The following is a 20,501-nucleotide window of genomic DNA, read 5'->3' as shown; positions in this document are numbered from 1 at the left end:
ACTAACGTCATTGTATGAGGCGAATTCCGAATGGTGCCAAATTGGAACCAACGGCATGCAACTGCTCCAATACGCGAACCTGCTCCCGCTCCATCTCTTCGATAAATGATTCCAATCGCTGCAGCGCATACTCCTCTTGCAGCAGACGTTCTTCAAGCAGCATCATCTCTTCTTGCCATGAAACAATTCGTCCAGATGCAAAATCATGCAGTACGCCTAACTGCAGTTTGGCATAATGAAGCAATACATCATCCTGTATAGAAGGGCCCATTGTATTCATGGTCAAGAATGGATGGAACAAATCAATGAGTTCGACCGGACGGAAGCACGGGTACCCGATGCCAACAAGCGACACAGGCACATGGTCATGTTCAGAGCTACGAACCCCTTGGATGATGCGAAGTCTCGATTCCCGTGCGAACGGCACTTCCATAAAGGTCCCCCAGTCTTTCCCTCCGTTGCTTGAATAAGCACAAGCTAACCAGGAGGAACCTGTAATCGAGAGAAACAGACCATGTTCTCCTGCGATAATAAGTCGAGGAACGAAAAATTGATTCTGAAAAAATACCTTCAATGGGATACAGGAATTCGTAACTTGTCTGCCTCGTGCACAATATACCGTAGCTGTGACTCCGTTGTGTACGACCCACGCGAGATACGGATCTCCTTCCCTCGCCGCGGATATTGTAATGCTCCAACTCTGCCCTGCTTGCGCAGAAGAGAAGACGTGTTGCCATTTTGCCTCCTCTGATTCCATATCGAGCTCGAGCAGCATTAGCTGCTGTCGATTCGTATCTCCATGTCGGATCAGGAACAGCCCATATAAAGTCCCTGATTCACTTATATCGCAGCTTGCTTGTTCAATATGTACATTGACGCCATAATCTTCGTGAACATAGGAAAAAGCCCTCTCTCGCCACCTCCCCTGCTCAACCTGTCGAAGCACATACGTAAACTTCTTGTTCAGTATTGTAGTGAAGCCGAAATAGAGGGTTCTGCCAAGGTTAAAGAGATACGGATTCGATGAGCTGGGATGCCTGCTTATTCGCAATTCTTGCTTTTCATCTGCACGCGCATTCACGCTGCAACGTGCATAATAGATACCCGATTCATAAGCCATCAACATATGTATATGTCCATGAAGCAGAATGGCGCTGAACTGCTTCACGGTACTGCTGAACCTCCATAGGTGCTGCTTGACCAGTTCAACTCCGCGGTATAAGGAATGAAGCAGCGACCCATCGGATTGAAGTTCTACCCAATGCACGCCTTCTGAGGAATATAAGCAAACTTCTTGCCTCACTGCGATCCCCTCCAAATTATTTTATGGGGGTGTCACCTTTTCTAGATCGCCCCCATAGACTGTATTGAATTTGAATTCAGATTCTATAAAGGAGGCAGGAAACATTCATGGAGAGCAAGTTAGTTCAAGGGCAAACAACGCCCCCCGAATATTTGCCACTACCCTCTTTGGAATGTATAGAGGTTCCTAAAGTATTCGATTGGGTGTTGTTAACGACGCAAATTGTTGATGAAGCATGCATTGATCCAGCTCTGTGCTTGCCATTGCCGGCTACATTCAGCGCTCAAGCAACGTTACTGACAGTAAGCTGCGGAGAGAAAGTCGGTTCTGTTAGAGAAAATGTAGTAGTTACGATTGGTGGCACACCAGTTACTCTACAACGTGTTGTCATTAAGAAAACAGGAACGTTTGAAGTCACGATCATTGATACTACAGTCGTCCCTAACGTAGTACATTGCTCGTTTACGAAAACCTTTGTACGCTTCGAGAAAGTTCTGTTGTGCGCACCTCCGGGAACTACGGTGGATTGCGAAATCGTTCCGAACACATCAACGATTGAAGTTCTCGATATTGTCGACAACTCTTGTGTCAACGTGGACATCGTGATTTGCCAAAGCATTCAGGTAAAAGCGAATGTCAAGTTAGTTGTTGAAGCTGAGCTGTGCCAACCGCGTGCAGTGATTCCAGTCCCTGAAAACGCTTGTGTTGTCACATTCCCGAAACAATGTCCTACTATCTTCCCTGGTGCACCTTATCCGTTCCCATCATAATCAAAATGCTGATCGGCTTGGGGTGGTGGCTAAAACCATCCCCTTTTTTATTCTCTCGATGACAGGAACGAGGAGGGGCTAATGCGGCTATACTATATCGCTTCCGGTTATCGGAGGCCAATTGATATCCTCGATAATGCGCTCATGAAGGCTCTGTACGGCCAGTGTTATGAGAGCAAAATATTTCTGTTGAATCGTGCACCACTTCAGCAGCTTCTTCCTGATATCCGCGAATTCAGGCCTGAATTCGTCTTGACCATTTGCGGCCCGCGCTCTTTTCTGCCTGTTGATCAAGTTCGCAGCATACGGAGGATGGGCATTCCAATTGGCGTGTGGTTCGTTGATGATCCCTATGCCATCGACAATGCGCTGCAAGTAGCAGCCGAATACGACATCATCTTCACCATTGATTCTGGTTGTGTCTCTTACTATGAGCGCCACGGCTGCAAGCGAGTTCACCACTTGCCGCTCGGAACAGACACCGATATCTTCCGTCCCTTCAACGCGCACCCTTCTTATGAGAGCGACATCTGCTTCATCGGTACAGGGTACGATAACCGACTCCGTATGATGCAGCAAATGCTGAAGGAACTCGATCCTGGCTTACATGTGAAACTTGTCGGACATTTCTGGGACACCGTCAATTGGTCGGGCGGTTGTATCCCTCACCTGCGAACCAAGTGGGTCAACTTCTCTGAGACGCCCCGTTATTACAACGGTGCCAAGCTTGTGCTGAATATTCACCGCAGCGAAGATGATACGTTAATTGATAAAAATAAGACAGGTGCTCCTGGCCACACCATTAACAATCGCACCTTCGATATTGCGGCATGCCGGCGTGCGCAGATCATTGATTATCGCCCAGATCTTCACATGTTCTATGAACCAGGCGCGGAATTGCTATGCTTCGAATCGCCGAAGGAATGTGCCGAGCTTATTCATACGTACCTCTACGAAGATGCCAAGCGGAGCTCCATCGCCTCTCAAGGCTATGAACGAACTCAGTCAGAGCATACATTTGCGAAGCGCCTGGAGCATTTGTTGAGTAGAGTGCGGGAACTGGAATAACTTGTTCACCACTTCGATTAGCAAGTTCCGCATTTTCTATCAGCTCTGCTATATCTTATGATGCGGCTTTCGAAATCTTGAGAGACAACAGCCTGATAGACGAGGAAATGTGCAACAAGCCCGTGGATAGAAACCTAGCATATAGAAGAGGGTGCTGTCAGCCTTTGACAAAAGACTCCATAATCCCGGCCGCACCCGCAATAGCAAGCAGGAGAATAACCGGAAATGCATAAGTGGGGATGAGAAGGTAACATGCTGTTACAAATGCGGCAGACCATACACCCGTACACCAATAACAAGTAAGCAGTTTGCGCATAAAGGCATGAAAACGGCCGCCTTTTTCTTCGATCACCGCAAATATAGCTCCATTCTCATCCGTATGATATCGCTCCTCTACAAAGGGTTTGCGAATGAAAGAAGTAATTTCATCGAATACGATGAGTCTAGTTAGGCGATAGCTCGCCAAAATAAGCAATGTCAATGACAACCAGGATATGTTATGCATAACAGTCCTCCTTAGCCGCTCGTATACTCTTTCGATCAGATTCATTGTATGGACTTCTTGACAAGGATAGAACTGTTCCCTATCACTGCCTTGGACATTACATAGCGCCACCCTCCCTTGCAGCGGGAACAAAAATCAGAAGGAGGAAGAAGATATATGCAGGGACTCCCCATCATCGCTACTGAGGAGCAGCTTATCAGCTTGATTCAACAGACAGATGAACGGCCGTTGTGGCTCTATAAGCACAATACAAACTGCGGTTCGAGCAGAGTAGCTCACCTCGCGCTGAATCAATTTTTGACTCGCTATCCGCATGTATCTTCCCGCTTCTCCTACGCTGTCGTTCGTGTCCTCGAAGAGAAGGCGCTGTCTGGCAAAGTAGCGGAACTATTGCAGACTCCCCATAAATCCCCGCAAATTCTGCTTGTTTACAAGCAGAAAGTCGTATGGAATTCGTCTCATCAGCAGATTAACTCTGTACAGCTGTCACAGCTTGCACAGCACTTTCTACAGCAGAATCCTTCGCTCTAAAGTAAGTTGCCATTTCCGTTGGCGCCTTGCCGAATTCACTTGCTTACATCAAAATACCGCCAGGAATGGAGGATAACCTCTCCTCTTCTCCTGGCGGTATTTGGTACACGTATTCTCTATTTAACTCTGATTGTTGTTATCTACCGACGAAGCTGCCCACTACATGAATCTTACCTGGATGCTCGGCCACCACTTCACCGATGCACACCGCTTCTACACCACGAGCTTGCATCTCATGAATCATCGCTTCCGCATCGCTAGCTGCAACAGACAAGAGCAGTCCACCTGATGTGACTGCATCACACAGCATCCACTGTGCAATCTCATCAAGTCGCTCGTCGAATACAACTTGATCCTTCACATGATTATAGTTATTCTTCGTTCCGCCCGGTACAGCACCGTTCTCAGCCAGTTCACGAACGCGTGGCAAGAATGGTACGTTCTCCGCGTGAACAACAAGTCCTGCCTCGCTGCCTGCCGCCATCTCTGTACTATGGCCGAGCAAGCCGAATCCCGTAACATCGGTACATGCGTGGATCTCGTATCCGGCTATCACTTCAGCTGCCGTCTTATTGAGTGTCGTCATCGTCCGTGTTACCAGCTCAATTTCTTCTGGCTGAAGCAGCTCGCGCTTCAAGGAAGTTGTCATGATGCCGACACCAATCGGCTTCGTCAACACCAGCTTGTCGCCAGGTTTAGCCCACGCATTCGTCAGCACCTTGTCCGGATGAATGATGCCCGTTACGGCCATGCCGAACTTCGGTTCCGCGTCATCAATGGAATGACCGCCAACGAGTGTTGCTCCCGCTTCCTTCACTTTATCTCCCGCTCCGCGCAAAATGTCTGCCAAGATGGACTTGTCCAGCTTCGAAATTGGGAAAGCCACAATATTCAATACCGTGAGCGGCTTGCCTCCCATTGCGTAAATATCGCTAAGTGCATTCGCAGCGGCAACTTGACCGAACGAATAAGCATCATCGACAATCGGCGTAAAGAAATCAACCGTTTGCACTAATGCCATGTCGTCATTCAACCGATACACACCCGCATCATCGCTTGTATCCAATCCTACGAGTAAATCCGGATGCTTCTCTGTCTGCGGTAACATGCGCAATACTTGAGACAGATCGGACGGCCCTATTTTGCAGCCGCATCCTCCTTTGCTTGACAAGGTTGTCAATCGAACCGTTGATTGTTGTTGATCCATCACTTTATCCTCCCATCGCATAAGGCGAATTTCTTCCATTCGTGCGTATCATACATAACTCTTTTATTGTAACATATCCGCACAATGCGATCGTTCCTATGAAAATGCGAGTGTCTTCCACGATCCGTTCTATTTACAATAAAAAACTGCCCCTACAGCCAATTCAAGGCTTGTGGGGCAGCTTCCATTATCTGCTGATATCCAATTAGACAAGTCCAATTTTGTCGCGACGGCTGGCTGCACCTAGCTTGCGCTTCTCAATCAGTCGATTGAGCGCATCGACATAAGCACGTGCACTCGCTTCGAGAATATCTGTACTTACACCACGGCCAAGCACAGATATTTCATTTTGTGCGAGAACGACATGCACTTCACCGAGTGCATCCTTGCCGTGCGTGACCGACTTAATGGAATAGTCAACGAGCTCAACATCTTCCTGCGTAGCTTTGTCGATTGCCTTGTAAATCGCATCAACAGAGCCATTGCCTTCCGACTCTTCCTCAAGCACACTGCCTTCCCATGTTACGATACGCACTTTCGCAGCCGGAATTGCTTGGTTCCCGTAAGCGACGTATATCGTCTCGAGCGAGTACACCTCAGGCGTATCGATCAGTTTCTCCTCGAGTATGGCCCGGATGTCCTCATCCGATATTTCCTTCTTCTTATCTGCCAATTCCTTGAACTTGGCAAAAGCTCCGTTCAGCTGTTCTTCATCCAAGTCATAGCCAAGATCAATCAACTTCTCACGGAAGGCATGACGGCCAGAATGCTTGCCGAGCACGAGTTTGCTTTCCTTAAGTCCGATCGTCTCTGGCGTAATAATCTCATACGTTGACCGTTCCTTCAGCATGCCGTCTTGATGAATGCCGGATTCATGCGCGAAGGCATTAGCACCCACGATCGCCTTGTTGCCTGGGATCGGCATGCCTGTCAGCTTGCTGACGAGTCGGCTCGTACGCGCAATCTCAGACAAAACGAGCGAAGTCTTCGCCTCATAGAAGCTCGATCTCGTATCAAGCGCCATCGCAACCTCTTCAATTGCAGTATTGCCTGCACGCTCCCCAATACCGTTGATCGTCCCCTCGATCTGATCTGCACCGTTCAAGATTGCAGCGAGCGCATTGGCAGTCGCCATTCCCAAATCGTCATGGCAATGTGCACTAAGCTGAATCGTCTCGATTCCCGGTACATTCTCCTTCAGCGTCTTGAATATGTTGCCGTACTCATACGGCGACAAGTATCCAACCGTATCCGGAATGTTCACAACGGTAGCGCCTGCTTTAATCGCCATCTCTGTCATTTGGCATAAGAAGTCGATCTCCGTACGGCCCGCGTCCTCTGGAGAGAACTCAACTTTGCTGAAGTACTTCTTCGCATAGCGAATAGCTGCTTCAGCTGTCTCAAGTACCTGCTCCTTCTCCATGCGGAGCTTATGCTTGCGATGAATTGGCGAAGAAGCAAGGAAGAGATGCAAGCAAGCATCCTCTGCACCCTTCAGCGCTTCATAAGCTGCATCAATATCCGGAATACGGGAACGGGACAGGCCGACAATCGTAGATTGCTTCACCGCTTTCGCCACTGCATTCACGGCCGCCAAGTCACCAGGAGATGCTGCAGGGAATCCCGCTTCGATGCGGTCGACGCCTAGGCGCTCCAATTGAAGCGCGATTTCAAGCTTCTCCTTCGTATTCAGGTTCACGCCAGGGGACTGCTCTCCATCCCGAAGCGTCGTGTCAAAAATATAAATTTTGCGCACCGGCTGCACCTCCTTCTGTAGTCTGTGGAGCTTTACAAGTATCAGTTTATGTTCAAAAAGCCCATGAATAGCACCGAAAAGGCTGCAGTATGGACTTTTTGAACTATATATATGAGATTAAAGCTTACTTCTTACTTCCTATTTTTTGATCCAGTGCATCAATTCACGCAATTGACCGCCAACCACTTCGATCGGATGGTTTGCTTCGTTGCGGCGAGTTGCTGTCAGGAACGCACGGTTCGCTTGGTTCTCCAAGATGAAGTCACGTGCGAACTTGCCTTGTTGGATGTCGGACAATACTTCCTTCATCGCCTTCTTCGTCTCTTCGGTTACGATGCGAGGACCTGTAACATAGTCGCCGTATTCAGCCGTGTTGCTGATGGAGTCGCGCATTGTAGCCAGGCCTCCTTCATAGATGAGGTCAACGATCAGCTTCAGCTCATGCAAGCACTCGAAGTATGCCATTTCAGGAGCGTAGCCTGCTTCTACCAATGTTTCGAAGCCTGCTTTGATCAGTGCGCTTACACCGCCGCACAATACTGCCTGCTCGCCGAACAAGTCTGTCTCTGTTTCTTCCTTGAAGGAAGTCTCGATAACCCCTGCACGTGTACAGCCGATGCCCTTCGCGTATGCAAGGCCGATAGCCTTCGCATTGCCAGTTGCATCTTGCTCGATTGCGATAAGACCTGGAACGCCGAAGCCTTCTACATACGTACGGCGTACAAGATGTCCTGGGGATTTAGGAGCTACGAGCAATACATCGTTGTCTTTCGGTGCTACGATTTGACCGAAATGTACGTTGAAGCCGTGAGAGAACATCAAGGCTGCGCCTTTTTTCAAGTTCGGCTCGATTTCATTTTTGTATACAGATGCTTGCGTTTCGTCCGGCATCAAGATTTGAACCACATCAGCACGGGAAGTAGCTTCGCCAACGGACAGCACTTCGAAGCCGTCTTGACGAGCTTTGTCTGCAGATTTGCCTTCACGAAGACCGATTACCACTTGAAGACCGCTGTCACGCAGGTTTTGCGCTTGAGCATGTCCTTGGCTTCCATAACCGATAACGGCGATAGTTTTTCCTTGCAGTACGTTAAATTCAGCGTCATTTTCATAGTACATTGTAACTGGCATAAGTATGAGTCCTCCTCTTTCTTCCTATATAAATAGTGTGTAGTAATCTCCCCCGAATGAGGCGGGTATTTCAAGTGACAATCACGGGCCTCTTACAGCTTCCGCTTGTCCTCTGAGATACCCCCTCATTCGAAGGCCGTTATTCGATTCAATCCATACGTGTAGGAATAAGTCCAGACGCTTCCTTACTTATCTGTTACTTGACCGCGAATCAAGGCTGTAACTCCTGTGCGGCTAACCTCACGAATTCCGTATGGCTCCAGCAATTGAATCATCGCTTCGATCTTCTGCGATTCGCCGACAACCTGCACCATAAGCGTGCTTGGCCCAATGTCGACGATGGAAGCGCGGAACGTCTCCACGACGCCAAGAATCTCTGGACGTACGTGTGGCTCAGCCTTCACCTTAATGAGTGCAAGTTCACGAGCAACCATTGGCTGGGAGCTTAAGTTGAGTACCTTGATCACGTCAACGATCTTGTACAGCTGCTTCTCGATCTGCTCCAGCATATGGTCATCTCCCGTGGTCACAATGACCATGCGGGAGAGACCTTGCTCCTCAGAAGCACCTACAGTAATACTCTCAATGTTGAATCCTCTGCGGCCAAATAGACCGGAGACACGCTGCAGAACACCTGGCTGATCGTTCACGATGACGGCAATGGTATGTTTGGTTATGTTCATCATTCACAATCCCCCATTATCATTTGGTCAATCGTGCAGCCCTGCGTTACCATCGGGTACACATTCTCGTGCTTGCGAACAACGAATTCCACAACCGCTGGCCCCGGTGTATTCAGTGCTTCCTGCCATGCCTGTTCTGCTTCCTCTTTGTTCGTCGCGCGGAATCCTCTTACCCCGTAAGCTTCCGCGAGCTTCACGAAGTCTGGGCTTCCAGCAAGGTCAATATGGCTGTAGCGATTGTCATAAATAATTTCTTGCCACTGGCGAACCATCCCCAGCACGCGGTTATTGATGATCGCTACCTTGACCGGTATATTGTTAATCGCACAGATTGCAAGTTCCTGCGCACACATTTGCATGCCGCCATCGCCATTGATCGATACAACGGTACGATCCGGGAAGGCCATTTGTGCTCCGATTGCGGATGGGAATCCGAATCCCATCGTTCCAAGGCCGCCAGAAGTAATCCAGGAGCGCGGATGATTGAAGCGATAATATTGCGCTGACCACATCTGGTGTTGTCCGACATCTGTCGTAACGATGGCTTCCCCTTTGGTCGTATCATTGATCAGCTGGATGACCCATTGCGGCTTCAGTTCTTCATCCGAATCGATGAATTGCAGCGGTTTATCCGCCTTCATCTGCATGATGCGAGCGCGCCATTCATCCGCATGGTTTGCACGTGCTGCTGTCTTATTGGCTAGTTCCAATGTAGTACGAATATCGCCTACAATCGGAATGTCCGTTGGGACATTTTTGCCGATTTCTGCCGGATCAATATCGATATGGACGATTTTCGCATGTGGCGCGAAACCTTCAAGCTTCATCGTCACTCGGTCATCGAAGCGAGCCCCGATGTTAATGAGCAAATCCGCCTGCTGAATCGCATTGTTCGCTGTATAGGTTCCATGCATGCCAGGCATGCCCATCCACAGATCATGACCGCTTGGGAATCCGCCAAGTCCCAGCAGCGTTGTCGTTACTGGAATTTGTGTCTTGCTCACGAATTCATACAGTTCTTCATGCGCTCCAGAATGGATAACTCCAGCTCCCGCGAGAATCACAGGTGACTTCGACTCTTCGATCGCTTTCAGCATTTTATCGACTTGATATTTGTTCGGCTGAACGTTAGGGTTATAGCCGCGAATATTTACAGTTGATACCGGTTCGAACAGCGTCTTCGCCGCCGATACATCCTTCGGAATATCGATGAGAACCGGCCCCTTGCGTCCTGTGTTCGCAATGTGGAATGCCTCGTGAATGACACGCGGCAGATCCTTCACATCGCGTACCAGATAGCTATGCTTCGTAATCGGCATGGTGATGCCTGTAATGTCTGCTTCCTGGAATGCATCGGTGCCAATCAAGGTCGTCGCTACGTTGCCTGTAATAACAACGAGCGGAACCGAATCCATATAGGCAGTAGCAATTCCTGTAACCAGGTTTGTCGCGCCTGGTCCCGATGTTGCGATACATACACCGACCTTGCCGCTTGCACGGGCATATCCGTCCGCTGCATGAATCGCTCCTTGCTCGTGCCGGGTCAGAACGTGGTGGAAATCCTCACAGCCGTGCATGGCGTCATAAATATAGAGCACCGCGCCGCCTGGATATCCGAACACACACTCCACACCTTCCAACAACAAGCTGCGAAGCAAAATATCCGAGCCTGTAATGACTTCAGGCTGCATCCATTTCTGTCTTAATTCTTCTTTTGACCTCATTGCCGTACGATGTGAGCTCATTCGACATCCTCCTTACGCATATTTACTCATTTCCATACTCGGGCTCTAGGTTACATTTGTGAAGATATGTCTTGCCTGGCCAGGCACATACTATGCCAACTCATCACATGAAGATGAGAAATGAGAGAGTCAGCAAATACAAAAAAACCTTCCATCCCACGCAGCAAACTGCTGCATTAGGGACGAAAGGTTGTGCTTCCGTGGTACCACCCGCATTCATTTCATATCTCGCAATATGAAATCTCAGCAAGTATTCGTATGCCATAGACAATAACGAATACTCATAGCGTCTAACGCGCGCCCTACGATTCTCCCTACTCGCATGATAGAACGATACATTCCAGCGTCCTAATCATCTGTTCAGGAGAACAGCTCCGAGGTGAGCTCGCATATAAGGGGTTAAGGCGTCGGTTTCAGCAGAACCTCCGACCGCTCTCTGTTCATAAGAGCCCTTACTACTTCGTCCTCTTCATTGCCGTTGGTATTATGTGTCATGTTTCAAATGTTTAGAAACATTATATTCCTACACCTATCAGGAGTCAATAGGGCATTCTTTATTTTTTTGTTTTGTGAATCATTATGGATTACTGATCATTTTTGCATGATTGTTCCTGTTTTCGCTCAGTGGACAGTTTATATCCGAACTTTTTATTTGATAAAACAAAATAATATACGCCTTTTCACTTCCCTACTAAAGCGTTTTCAATCCCCCTGAACAATACAACGGAACGATGCGCTAACGCAGTGAAATCAATAGGATGGAACCCTTCGACATCCGCATATAAAGTATCGTTCAATGGCTGCACGAAATGTGCGGGAAGTTGCTGATGTCCCATAGAAGCCCCTAAAATGGAACCTACTGTCGCTCCATTGCAATCCGTATCGAATCCACCCAGCACGGACGTTGTTACACCACACGCGAAATCTCCTTTAGAAAAAATCAACGAAGCAGCAACGAGCGCGGCATTGTTATTGGTGTGCACCCATGAATAATGTCCGAACGAGTTCCAAATTCGCTCAGCTACTTCCTCTTCACTCTTCGACGTCTTGCCGATCTCAATCGCCTGGGCGATATCAGCAGCCAGACGCGACGTGTCTGGAATCTGAGCAAGCCCCGCCCGAACAATGCGTTCAGGATCCGGTTCATAGAAAGCCGCAGCGATCATTGCTGCTACGAACATAGAACCATAAATTCCATTCTTCACATGGGATAGGGAGGCATCACGCCAAGCTAGCTCTGCTGCTAATTCCGGTCGTCCAGGAGCAGAATAGCCGTATACATCCGCGCGAATCTGGGCGCCAATCCATTCCCGGTAGGGATTCAGGTGCATACGCACTCGTTCCCAGTCTACTTCCCGCTTATTACTGGAAGCTGACATCTTGCAGTCCTGCACGGCGGCCAGCTCCTGCTCTAAATTCACGAAGGTCATGCATTCAGCAGTGAATACCTGCTTTAGACTGAGCCGTTCCAGCCATACCGCTGCGACATGCTCCGTCTTCAGTTTCAATCCATGGCGTTCCATTAAGAGCTGACTAAGAACCGCGTAACGCATATCGTCATCCGTCTCCATGAAGCGAATCTGCTCGAGCTGGCTGTCTGGAAAGAAAATCCTCAGTTTCTCACCTGGACGAAACTCAATAGATGATGCGCGCGAATGTCCCGGCACGTAATTCCGAAATGGCCAAGCATCGGCATCTTGAAGCCATGTTCGAATCCACTTCCAACCCGGAATTCCACCCGCTCCGTCGACAAATGGAGGCACCTCTAACGGTTTGCCGAGCGCACAGCCGATTGCGCGCCCAACCCATGCCCCATGGAAACGATCATGCCAGAACTCGTCATCCCGCAGTGGCGATTCCCGTTTGAGCTCCTCTTCTGAGCGAAATGGAGCGTTCGTAGGTCTCAGCTCCCGGATGCTCTCCAAGTCAGATGGCTCAGTAAAGGGGAAATCGCTGCGAATGCGGCGATTGGACATGTCGCAATACAGCTTTGCAGCAGCCTCCTCATCATGCGAATGATGATGGGTCCAGTCCTCTAAGGCTTCCGCAATGCCCTGTGTCTCCTTGCCTTCTTCGATCATCTGCTTCCATTCCGCCTGCAGCAGCTCGCTCCAGCTTCCATGCGCCCAATTGTGCTGGATTTCCTCAGCCTGCATATGCATATTCCCTTTGCACATAACTCCATCTCCTCTTCTTCTAAGGCAGTAATCCCCTTATATAGTAAACACCCCATCATTCTCGTGCATGCACATTACTCGTGCTGCGGAAAAGGTATGGTTTGTAATACTATCCGACAAGCCCCGTACGCTCAACACTCTCAACAAAATACTTCTGGGCAAATACATACAAAATGATCATTGGCATCATGACAAGCAGTGCTCCTGTATTCATAAGCTGCGAAATATAGGAAGGATCTGTCGTAATCCGCCCTAATGCCCCTGGCATGCTGGCAAGCGTCGAGGACAGCACCTGCGTATAATTCATATATAGAGAGACATAGTAGTTGTCATTCCACTGCCAGACGATTGAGAACAGCAGCACCGTTACGATTGCCGGCACGGTATTCGGAATAATGACTCTCCAGAACGTACCGATAACCCCTGTTCCATCAACATAAGCGGCTTCCTCTAACTCCTTCGGCAGGCCGCGGAAAAATTGACGGAAAATAAAAATGAACAACCCGTTTTTCATCCCCATTGCTAATGTAGAGGAAATAAAGAACGGCCAATAGCTTTCCAGCAAGTTAACCCCTTGCTTGCCTGTGAACAGCTCATAGAGACCAAATATATCGAAGAATCGATAATTCAAATACGTCGGGATCATAATGGTCTGCGGCGGGATGACAATCGTGAACACTACTAACGTGAACAGAATGCCCCTTCCCCTAAATTTCAGCCGCGCGAAGCCGTATCCGGCTAAGGCGCAGGAGACCATTTGCAGAACGGAAGTCCCTAGACTCAGCATCGTAGAATTCCAGAACGCGGCGGGATATTCCAGCATATCAAATGCCGTCTTGAAATTGTCCCATGTAATATGACGCGGAATCCATACGATCGTCGTATCAAACAAATCCATCCGATCCCGAATCGCCATGGACAGCTTCGTAATGAGCGGGTACAGGATGATGTAGCAGATCCCAACGATAAGCAAGGTTCGCGCACAAATCCACAGCCACTTCTTCATCTGGTCAAGGGGACGAACTTCCGCATTCCATCGTTCCATACGTCGACCTATTGCGTCTGCCTTTTGTCTTGCGATAGATGACATGCTTCTCTCCCCTTTCTCAGTCATAATAGAAGACCCGTTTGGAAATAAAGTAGACACACGCTCCGAGCATAATAGATACGATAAGGAAATATGCCCAAGACATCGCTGAGCTTAAGCCAAGTTATTCTCCCTAAACGCCATCCGATGAATATAACCTGTAACTCCATTATTCGTGAACGAATCTACGACCGTATAGACCGTATTTGTCAAAATAAGCGGCGACATCATCGGGAATGTAATCTTCCAAAATGCTTCATAGCCCGTTGCTCCTTCAATCTTGGAAGCCTCATACAAGGAAGGCGATATGGACTGCAGCCCAGCTAAAAATATCAATATCTGCACACCCGACGCCGCTACAATGTAATAGATGCGATCAACAGCGCTAGTCAGATAAAATACGATATCGCCGCTCATCCCCATCTCTATCAGCAAAGAACGCAGTCCCATACTGCGAAGTCCTGAGAAATTGCCCTCTACGCTTGATGCAACATCCCCTAGCATCTGGGCAAGATAGTTCGAGCTGTCTATGCCCTGAATAACACCGGAAGCAAGCACGACCGGCAGGAAGAAGATTGCACGGGCAAGCATTCTCCCGCGGAACTTCTGAGAGAGCAGCACTGCTGAAAATAAGCTAAAAAAGATAATTAGCGGCACATTCGCTAGCATGTTCATTGTCGCTTCAATCAAGAGCCGATTGAAGTTGGGATCAACGGTGAATGCTTTTGTATAATTTTCAAATCCAACAGATGACAGCTTGTAGCCCGTCTCTGTCAGACTCAAATGGCTTATGCTGAAGAGCAGCGATCGTACGAGCGGAACAGCCATGAGGAGCAAAAATCCGATCAACCATGGTGCGATAAAAAGCCAGCCAAACATCGCCTTCTTTCGTTCAAGCGAGGGTCTTCTTCGTTTTCCAATCGACAGCTTCACTTGCTCCCCTCCTCAATGCGATAGTTGGCCGCTTCCACCGCCGCTCCGCCTACCTCAACAGGCGCATTGCCGTAGTTGACGATGACGCGCACACCATTGCTGTAAGTTGTCTGCACTACCTCATCCGCCAGGCGCTCATGCTTGATCATGAATGCATCGCCAACCTTATGGTGCAGCTCATTCAACTGCCGGTACGCAGAAGCTGCTTCGTCGAGCCATTGCGAATACTCTGCGGCGAAGAAGTCATCCCACATCGTATCGCGGAGCTGTTCTGTACTCGCCGCAAGCCAGCTGAAGAATACATTAGAACCTGTCTCTACCGCTTGCAGCATCCGCCTGTTCACATCCTGATTCTCCACCCCGTTAAATGCTTCACCTGCATAAGGAATCAAGCCATGCATAACCATCGAATAGAAAGGAATCATCTCGTCCGTTATCTGAAATCTGTTGCTCTGCATCGGTGCGCGGACAATCTGGCTCGCATAAGGAAGCACATACGCATTGCCGCCTTGCAGCATGACCTTGCCCCGATCCGCCGCTTGCTTCAGCGCCTTGCTGACGAAGGCAATCGACTTCTGACGCAATATGGGTTCATTCAGATTGAAGTTGGAATAGATCTCGCTTCCTGAATCCTGAATAGAGACACCATCATCCGCTGGCAGCTCTGCATGCGCCAAGTAACGGCTCATGACGGTTGGGTACAACGCTGGCGACAATAATGAATGGGAGAATGCTTCGTAATTTTTCTTGAAATTAGCTGCGTTGAATCGGAAGAACTTCAACGAGATTCGGCCAAGCGATTGTACGCTGTCCTTGGTTGCGTTCCACCCATCATCATTGTATACGCGTCCAAGCGAGAACTCCGGATACAAGGTTCCCCCTCGGGCCTGCAGCTGTTCACGCAGCCGGTTCAGTCCATCTCTTCCACCCAGCTCACGAACCGCCTTCACGTTGTTCGGCAGCTTATGCTGAATGCCTCCGTTCATCCATCCGGCATAATTCATCTGAATATTGGAGACTCCCCTAGCTGCAAGCTCCTCCACCATCTGACCGGCTTCATCGAATGTGGTGAGCGGCACTGGCGAATCATAAGAAACGCCCAAGAAGGTCTTTACTTTAGAAATCGAACCGATCGCCTCTACGTAAAATGGCGCATCCGCTGGCTTAACAGCCTTATCAGCCTGTTCGCGCAGCGGCTTCAGCTGGTATTTGCGCATCAAATAATCCCGGTATGCATTCGCCATCCCCGAATATCCTGCCTCTTCGCGATTCTGGAACATGTAGCGAATTTGCAGCTGTCCTGCGTATGGCTCTGCAGGCGTCTTAATAAGCTCCTCCCTGGCATTCAGCATCACTTTGTCCTTCGGCAATACGGTGAACTGGGGGCCAATCCAGTTATATTCATGCTGCCTTCCACTGACATCTGCATAAAGGGTCGACATCGCATCTCCGTCCTCGATGACCGCTAGAAAAGAGCTCGTGTCCCTCTTCATGCCGTAAATAGGCATACGAACCGTCTCATACGTATTCAACTGCTCTGTCTTGAAGAAGCTTGGATCCTCGCCATATACAGGAAGGACTAAGCCTTGCGCGTAGTTCTTGCCATTATTGAAATGAATAAGTGAGCCCGAACCATCCGGCACGAACAAATAGCCATTCTCCTTCTTACCCGCCGCACCGAAGGAGGATAGAACATCGAGGGTATGCAGCCGGTATGGGGGCTGCGCCTTGATTGCCGAGGCATCCACACTCACCAGCAGGTGCTCCCCATCAAGCTTGTAGCGAAGCGGCACCGTAAAGGATGCACTGCCTCCGCCCTCTCCTTCAATAACACCGTTCTGCTCATTGTCGGACTTCAGATCCTCTTCGGTATATCCAGCCTTCTCAATCAGATCAAGCACTTTCTTGAGCGCTGACTTCGGAATCTCCCTACGTTCATAGATCCCCGTATCCTCATTTAGACGGAAGCGGGTCAACATCTGATTCCGATCCTTCTGGTCGAGCTTATTCAATATTTTCTCTTCCAGCCGCTGCTTGCTAATCTTGAGTGGAATCGCTTCTGCGCCGCGTTCCGGATTACCAAATTCATAGACGACGGTCATGCCGTCCGACTCCGATTGGATGGTGAAGGTCTTATGGACAACACTGTCATTGAAGCTGTCATAATCCTTCGTCTGTCCATTCGGCATTAAGTAGGTAAGCGACAGTTGGGCGCCAAGCTTGCCCTTGATTAACGGGCTGGCCATACCGTCCGAGTCTCGATCCTGTGGATTCGTCCACCACACCGCATTGCTTCGCAGATCGACGACGGCAGCTTCTGCCGTGCTTTTGTTCACGTACAATTCCAGGACATCTGTTGCTGCCACTCGTTCCAGGCCAGCTACCTGTTGCCGGGCTGCAGACAACTGGGCATTCGATGCCAGCGCAACCGTTCCCTTGATCGCTCCTGGCGATGTGGATACACCGAAGTCCGGCATCGCTGCATCTCCCGTGCGCGGCAGGCTTCTTGGTTGGAACAGAACGAACAGGAGCAGCAGCACAGCCATAATCGCCCCAGCTATGCCTATGGTTCTCCATTTCCACTTCCGTCGCCGTGTGGGTGCGACAGTTCCAGAATCACGAGACTTGCGTAATGAGATTTTCAAGTCGTCACCCCTCTCCGATCCGGAATAAGATTTCTTGATATACGGTGGATACGAACATTATCATTTGCTGCCCCAAGCTGAATGCTAACAGACCGAGGAACAGGATGATCCCGATAACGACGAAGGTCAGGCCCATCGTGACAACTGTCTTCGATGCCGTATATTGATGCACTGTCAGCATGCCGACGAACAAGAGCAGGGCGCACCATATATAGCTGATCGATTCCAGCAAGTAGTAGAACGAGGTTTCCTCTTGCGTCATGATGTTGGATAGAATCAATAGTGGAATTTGCATGACAATTAACGGCATAAGCGCGTAACCCGTTGCAGTTACAATCTCCTTGAACTTGCCCTCTCCATCCATTAACGTAGTCAATGACCAATTCGCAATACACCAGAGGAAGAATGGAATAACGGCAACCTGGACTTCCATCCATATACTGAACTGTGTCTCCAAGCTCTGAAAAATAATAAACCCGGTAAATTGCCGCTTAATAACTGATAAAATAATGAAGATGAGAAGCAAAAGCAGAGAAAAACCCCAATGACCTGCCTGTTCATATTTCAATTCCCAGAAGGACTTGAATGGCCTGAACATCAGCTTCCAAGCAAATCGAATCTTACCTGGTTCAGAAGCAAGTCTGTCCTTCAACATCCGATTCCCGATAATCAGGCCAACAACGAGCACAATGCACAAGGTCGCGATGAGCCCGAATTGATCCCAGATCAACTGCTTGCGATAACTCTTGAATGCACGCGAGTAATAGTCTGGGCGCATCCCCTGGCGAAATTCATGAATGGCTTTCTCAGATTCGCCAGCTCGCAGCTTCGCCTTGCCAAGGCCAACATGCGCCATATCCAAGTTATTGTTCAGCTTCAATGCTTCTTCCCACGCGGCCTCGGCTTCTGCCTCATTGCCAACCTCCGTCAATTCAACCGCCTTGCGCAAGACGCGTCCATATCGAGTTGGCTCGAACACAATAATCTGATTCGATCCTTTATCAAGAATAAGTACCTTATCCCCTGACATCTCCAAGTCAATTGGAGCCTTGAATTGGCCGAACTTATCGCCATTCTGCCCGAAGATGTACAGCAGCTTGCCTTCCTTGTCATACGTAAAAATACGGCCGCGCTTATTGTCGAGCACACTATACATGCCGAACTTATCAGCAGTAACCGCAATTAAGGTGGAGAATCCGCCCATTGTGGCACTGTTGCTGAAGTACAGATCACCCATCGGTTTTTCGTAGCCCTTGCGCTTCAATACATCTACCCCAGAAGGATTCAGGCGGCGAACGGGCTCGGTAGACATCTCATCGGCAGTGGTTACGTACATGAAGCCTTCATCATCAAGTGATATATTATTGAACTCGACTGGGATGAACAGTGCCATCTGCTTGCGCTGCTCCTTCGTCGCAAACTGCTTCCAGAACAGCTCAATCGGGTTATACAGAACAGGGTTCACGCCAATAAATCCATTGAATTCCCCTTCAGGCGACAACTCCATAATGCCGTCAAATACGCCCTTGCTCACGACATAAAATCGTTTCGTTCGGTCAACGACCAGCTTAATCGGAACATACTGCAGATCTGCCCGTATCATATCCGACTTCGGCGTTCCAAGTGCACGTACGAATTTCCCCTCCGGTGTCAGCTCCACGATTCTCGCCTTGCCGGTATCCGCCACATAGATGCGATTGTCTTCCGTCACGAAGAGGCCTTGCGGGCGTTCGAACGTATCTGTTATCCCTTGGTTCGTGAACTTGCTTACAACCCACTTGGGCTTCAGCTTGTCGTTCAATGCGATCAATCGGTTATTGCCCGTATCGAGAACATACATCGTCCCATCAGGGCCAATAGTCATATCCTCCGGCGAATTCAATGCGCCAACGCCAAGCGCTTCACCCGTCCAGCTCCGCGAAGGTTCATATGGAAGCGGCGTCTTGATCGGCTTGCCGTCATACCCATAGTTGTAGCCTTCATAGGGAGCCGCAGATGCTGTGGCATCGAACAGAGAAATTCCCAGCATGGCGCAGATGACGAAGGCAAGCACGATTCGATATCCCGCCTGCACAAGGCGGGACGGCAATGTTTGGTTGGGTTGATGTAATAACATACGCTCCCTCCTTGGCTTACTCTTTCATGCCGGACGTCGACATCGTCTGCAGCACATTGCTCTGTGTAATGATGAAGATCGTGATTGGAACAGAGATGAGAATGAGCGTTGCTGCCATTGATGGCCCTGTGCGGATAATGCCTCCCGCTAAGATTTGGCTGAATGCATAATCCAATGTCTTGAGCGTCTCACTGTACAGAAACAGTGAACCGGCCCCGCCGGCTCCCCCTACATTCCACAATCCTTGGAAGGAGAAAATAATCAAAGTCAGCCATGCCGGCTTCACGATTGGCATAACAATGCTCCAGAAGATTCTCCACTCCGAGCATCCGTCCAGCTGAGCTGCTTCCAGCAGCGCATCCGGCACCTGCTCCATGAACTGCTTCATTAAGTACAAGCCGAGCGAGGAGCCAACCGCCGGCAAAATAATGGCCCAATACGTATCAACCAAACCAAGCCATGACATCGTCATGTAGTTCGTAATTTGCGTTACGGTCGCAGAGAACATCAAGGACAAGACGACAACCGTGAACAGAATCCCCTTTCCGGGGAACTTCTTCTTCGCAAGCGGGTATGCCGCCAGTGAGGCAATAATGACATGAAGAGCAGTACCGACAAATGCGATGAACAGCGTATTGAAAATGTATCTGGAAAAGGGCACCCATGTGCCCGACATGAGATGAAATAAATCCACGAAGTTATTGAACGTAGGGTTGCGAACAAAGAAGTTAGGTGGAAATTGCAAAATTTCATTGATTGGCTTGAACGCATTATTGATGACGAATACAAGCGGCATCGCCTAAAAACGCCAATGCAGCTCAAGAATAAGAACAGAAACACATCA

Annotated in this window: 16 protein-coding genes; 3 read left to right on the top strand and 13 right to left on the bottom strand. The window is 49.2% G+C overall.

The annotated features are described in order from the left end of the window. Positions 1 to 7 precede the first annotated feature (7 nt). Entirely contained in the window at positions 8 to 1,303 is a 1,296-nt protein-coding gene (locus BBG47_RS02580) for a hypothetical protein (RefSeq protein ID WP_065290394.1), read from the bottom strand. Between the two features lie 107 nt (positions 1,304 to 1,410). Here BBG47_RS02580 and BBG47_RS02575 point away from each other — a divergent pair, with 107 nt between their 5' ends. Both BBG47_RS02575 and BBG47_RS02570 read left to right on the top strand, forming a co-directional pair. Continuing rightward, positions 1,411 to 2,073, top strand: coding sequence for a BMQ_0737 family morphogenetic spore coat protein (locus BBG47_RS02575; RefSeq protein ID WP_065290393.1), 663 nt, complete (start codon positions 1,411 to 1,413; stop codon positions 2,071 to 2,073). Between the two features lie 81 nt (positions 2,074 to 2,154). After that, on the top strand, positions 2,155 to 3,141 hold the full coding sequence (locus tag BBG47_RS02570; RefSeq protein ID WP_065290392.1) for a CgeB family protein: 987 nt from the start codon (positions 2,155 to 2,157) through the stop codon (positions 3,139 to 3,141). A 157-nt stretch (positions 3,142 to 3,298) separates the two neighbouring features. Here BBG47_RS02570 and BBG47_RS02565 read toward each other — a convergent pair whose 3' ends face one another. After that, positions 3,299 to 3,646 carry a DUF1360 domain-containing protein gene (locus BBG47_RS02565; protein WP_065290391.1) on the bottom strand — a complete coding sequence of 116 codons (348 nt, stop codon included), beginning with the start codon at positions 3,644 to 3,646 and terminating at the stop codon, positions 3,299 to 3,301. Positions 3,647 to 3,802: 156 nt separating this feature from the next. Between BBG47_RS02565 and ytxJ the strand changes: the two genes are divergently transcribed. Next, positions 3,803 to 4,177: a bacillithiol system redox-active protein YtxJ gene (gene ytxJ, locus BBG47_RS02560; RefSeq protein ID WP_065290390.1), complete on the top strand. Its 375-nt coding sequence runs from the start codon at positions 3,803 to 3,805 to the stop codon at positions 4,175 to 4,177. 136 nt (positions 4,178 to 4,313) lie between these two features. Here the strand turns inward: ytxJ and selD are convergent, their stop codons facing one another. The 11 genes from selD to BBG47_RS02505 all read right to left on the bottom strand — a co-directional run bounded on the left by selD (position 4,314) and on the right by BBG47_RS02505 (position 20,453). Further along, on the bottom strand, positions 4,314 to 5,384 hold the full coding sequence (gene selD / locus BBG47_RS02555) for a selenide, water dikinase SelD (RefSeq protein WP_065290389.1): 1,071 nt from the start codon (positions 5,382 to 5,384) through the stop codon (positions 4,314 to 4,316). Between the two features lie 205 nt (positions 5,385 to 5,589). Next, positions 5,590 to 7,140: a 2-isopropylmalate synthase gene (locus tag BBG47_RS02550; protein WP_065290388.1), complete on the bottom strand. Its 1,551-nt coding sequence runs from the start codon at positions 7,138 to 7,140 to the stop codon at positions 5,590 to 5,592. Between the two features lie 138 nt (positions 7,141 to 7,278). Then, complete coding sequence (gene ilvC, locus BBG47_RS02545) at positions 7,279 to 8,271, bottom strand: ketol-acid reductoisomerase (RefSeq protein ID WP_021254479.1); 993 nt, start codon at positions 8,269 to 8,271, stop codon at positions 7,279 to 7,281. Between the two features lie 185 nt (positions 8,272 to 8,456). Then, on the bottom strand, positions 8,457 to 8,954 hold the full coding sequence (ilvN, locus tag BBG47_RS02540; protein ID WP_028531812.1) for an acetolactate synthase small subunit: 498 nt from the start codon (positions 8,952 to 8,954) through the stop codon (positions 8,457 to 8,459). Next, complete coding sequence (gene ilvB / locus BBG47_RS02535; RefSeq protein ID WP_021254477.1) at positions 8,954 to 10,699, bottom strand: biosynthetic-type acetolactate synthase large subunit; 1,746 nt, start codon at positions 10,697 to 10,699, stop codon at positions 8,954 to 8,956. Before ilvB ends, ilvN begins: the two co-directional genes overlap by 1 nt. 680 nt (positions 10,700 to 11,379) lie before the next feature. Then, positions 11,380 to 12,876, bottom strand: coding sequence for an ADP-ribosylglycohydrolase family protein (locus tag BBG47_RS02530; RefSeq protein WP_254659729.1), 1,497 nt, complete (start codon positions 12,874 to 12,876; stop codon positions 11,380 to 11,382). A gap of 109 nt (positions 12,877 to 12,985) precedes the next feature. Continuing rightward, complete coding sequence (locus BBG47_RS02525; RefSeq protein WP_083189045.1) at positions 12,986 to 13,966, bottom strand: carbohydrate ABC transporter permease; 981 nt, start codon at positions 13,964 to 13,966, stop codon at positions 12,986 to 12,988. A 111-nt stretch (positions 13,967 to 14,077) separates the two neighbouring features. Further along, the gene (locus BBG47_RS02520; protein WP_368072425.1) at positions 14,078 to 14,896 is read right to left on the bottom strand and encodes an ABC transporter permease subunit; all 819 of its coding nucleotides are present in this window, start codon (positions 14,894 to 14,896) and stop codon (positions 14,078 to 14,080) included. Next, positions 14,893 to 17,541 (bottom strand): DUF5696 domain-containing protein, encoded by a 2,649-nt coding sequence (locus tag BBG47_RS02515; protein ID WP_139070663.1) that lies wholly within the window; start codon positions 17,539 to 17,541, stop codon positions 14,893 to 14,895. Before BBG47_RS02515 ends, BBG47_RS02520 begins: the two co-directional genes overlap by 4 nt. Before the next feature lie 4 nt (positions 17,542 to 17,545). After that, positions 17,546 to 19,657 carry a YIP1 family protein gene (locus tag BBG47_RS02510; RefSeq protein WP_083189044.1) on the bottom strand — a complete coding sequence of 704 codons (2,112 nt, stop codon included), beginning with the start codon at positions 19,655 to 19,657 and terminating at the stop codon, positions 17,546 to 17,548. A gap of 16 nt (positions 19,658 to 19,673) precedes the next feature. Continuing rightward, positions 19,674 to 20,453, bottom strand: coding sequence for an ABC transporter permease subunit (locus BBG47_RS02505; RefSeq protein ID WP_368072424.1), 780 nt, complete (start codon positions 20,451 to 20,453; stop codon positions 19,674 to 19,676). Positions 20,454 to 20,501: the final 48 nt, after the last annotated feature.

Source organism: Paenibacillus sp. KS1 (assembly GCF_001680695.1).
Taxonomy (GTDB): domain Bacteria; phylum Bacillota; class Bacilli; order Paenibacillales; family Paenibacillaceae; genus Paenibacillus_B; species Paenibacillus_B suaedae.
This window is presented reverse-complemented; position numbering and strand designations above follow the sequence as displayed.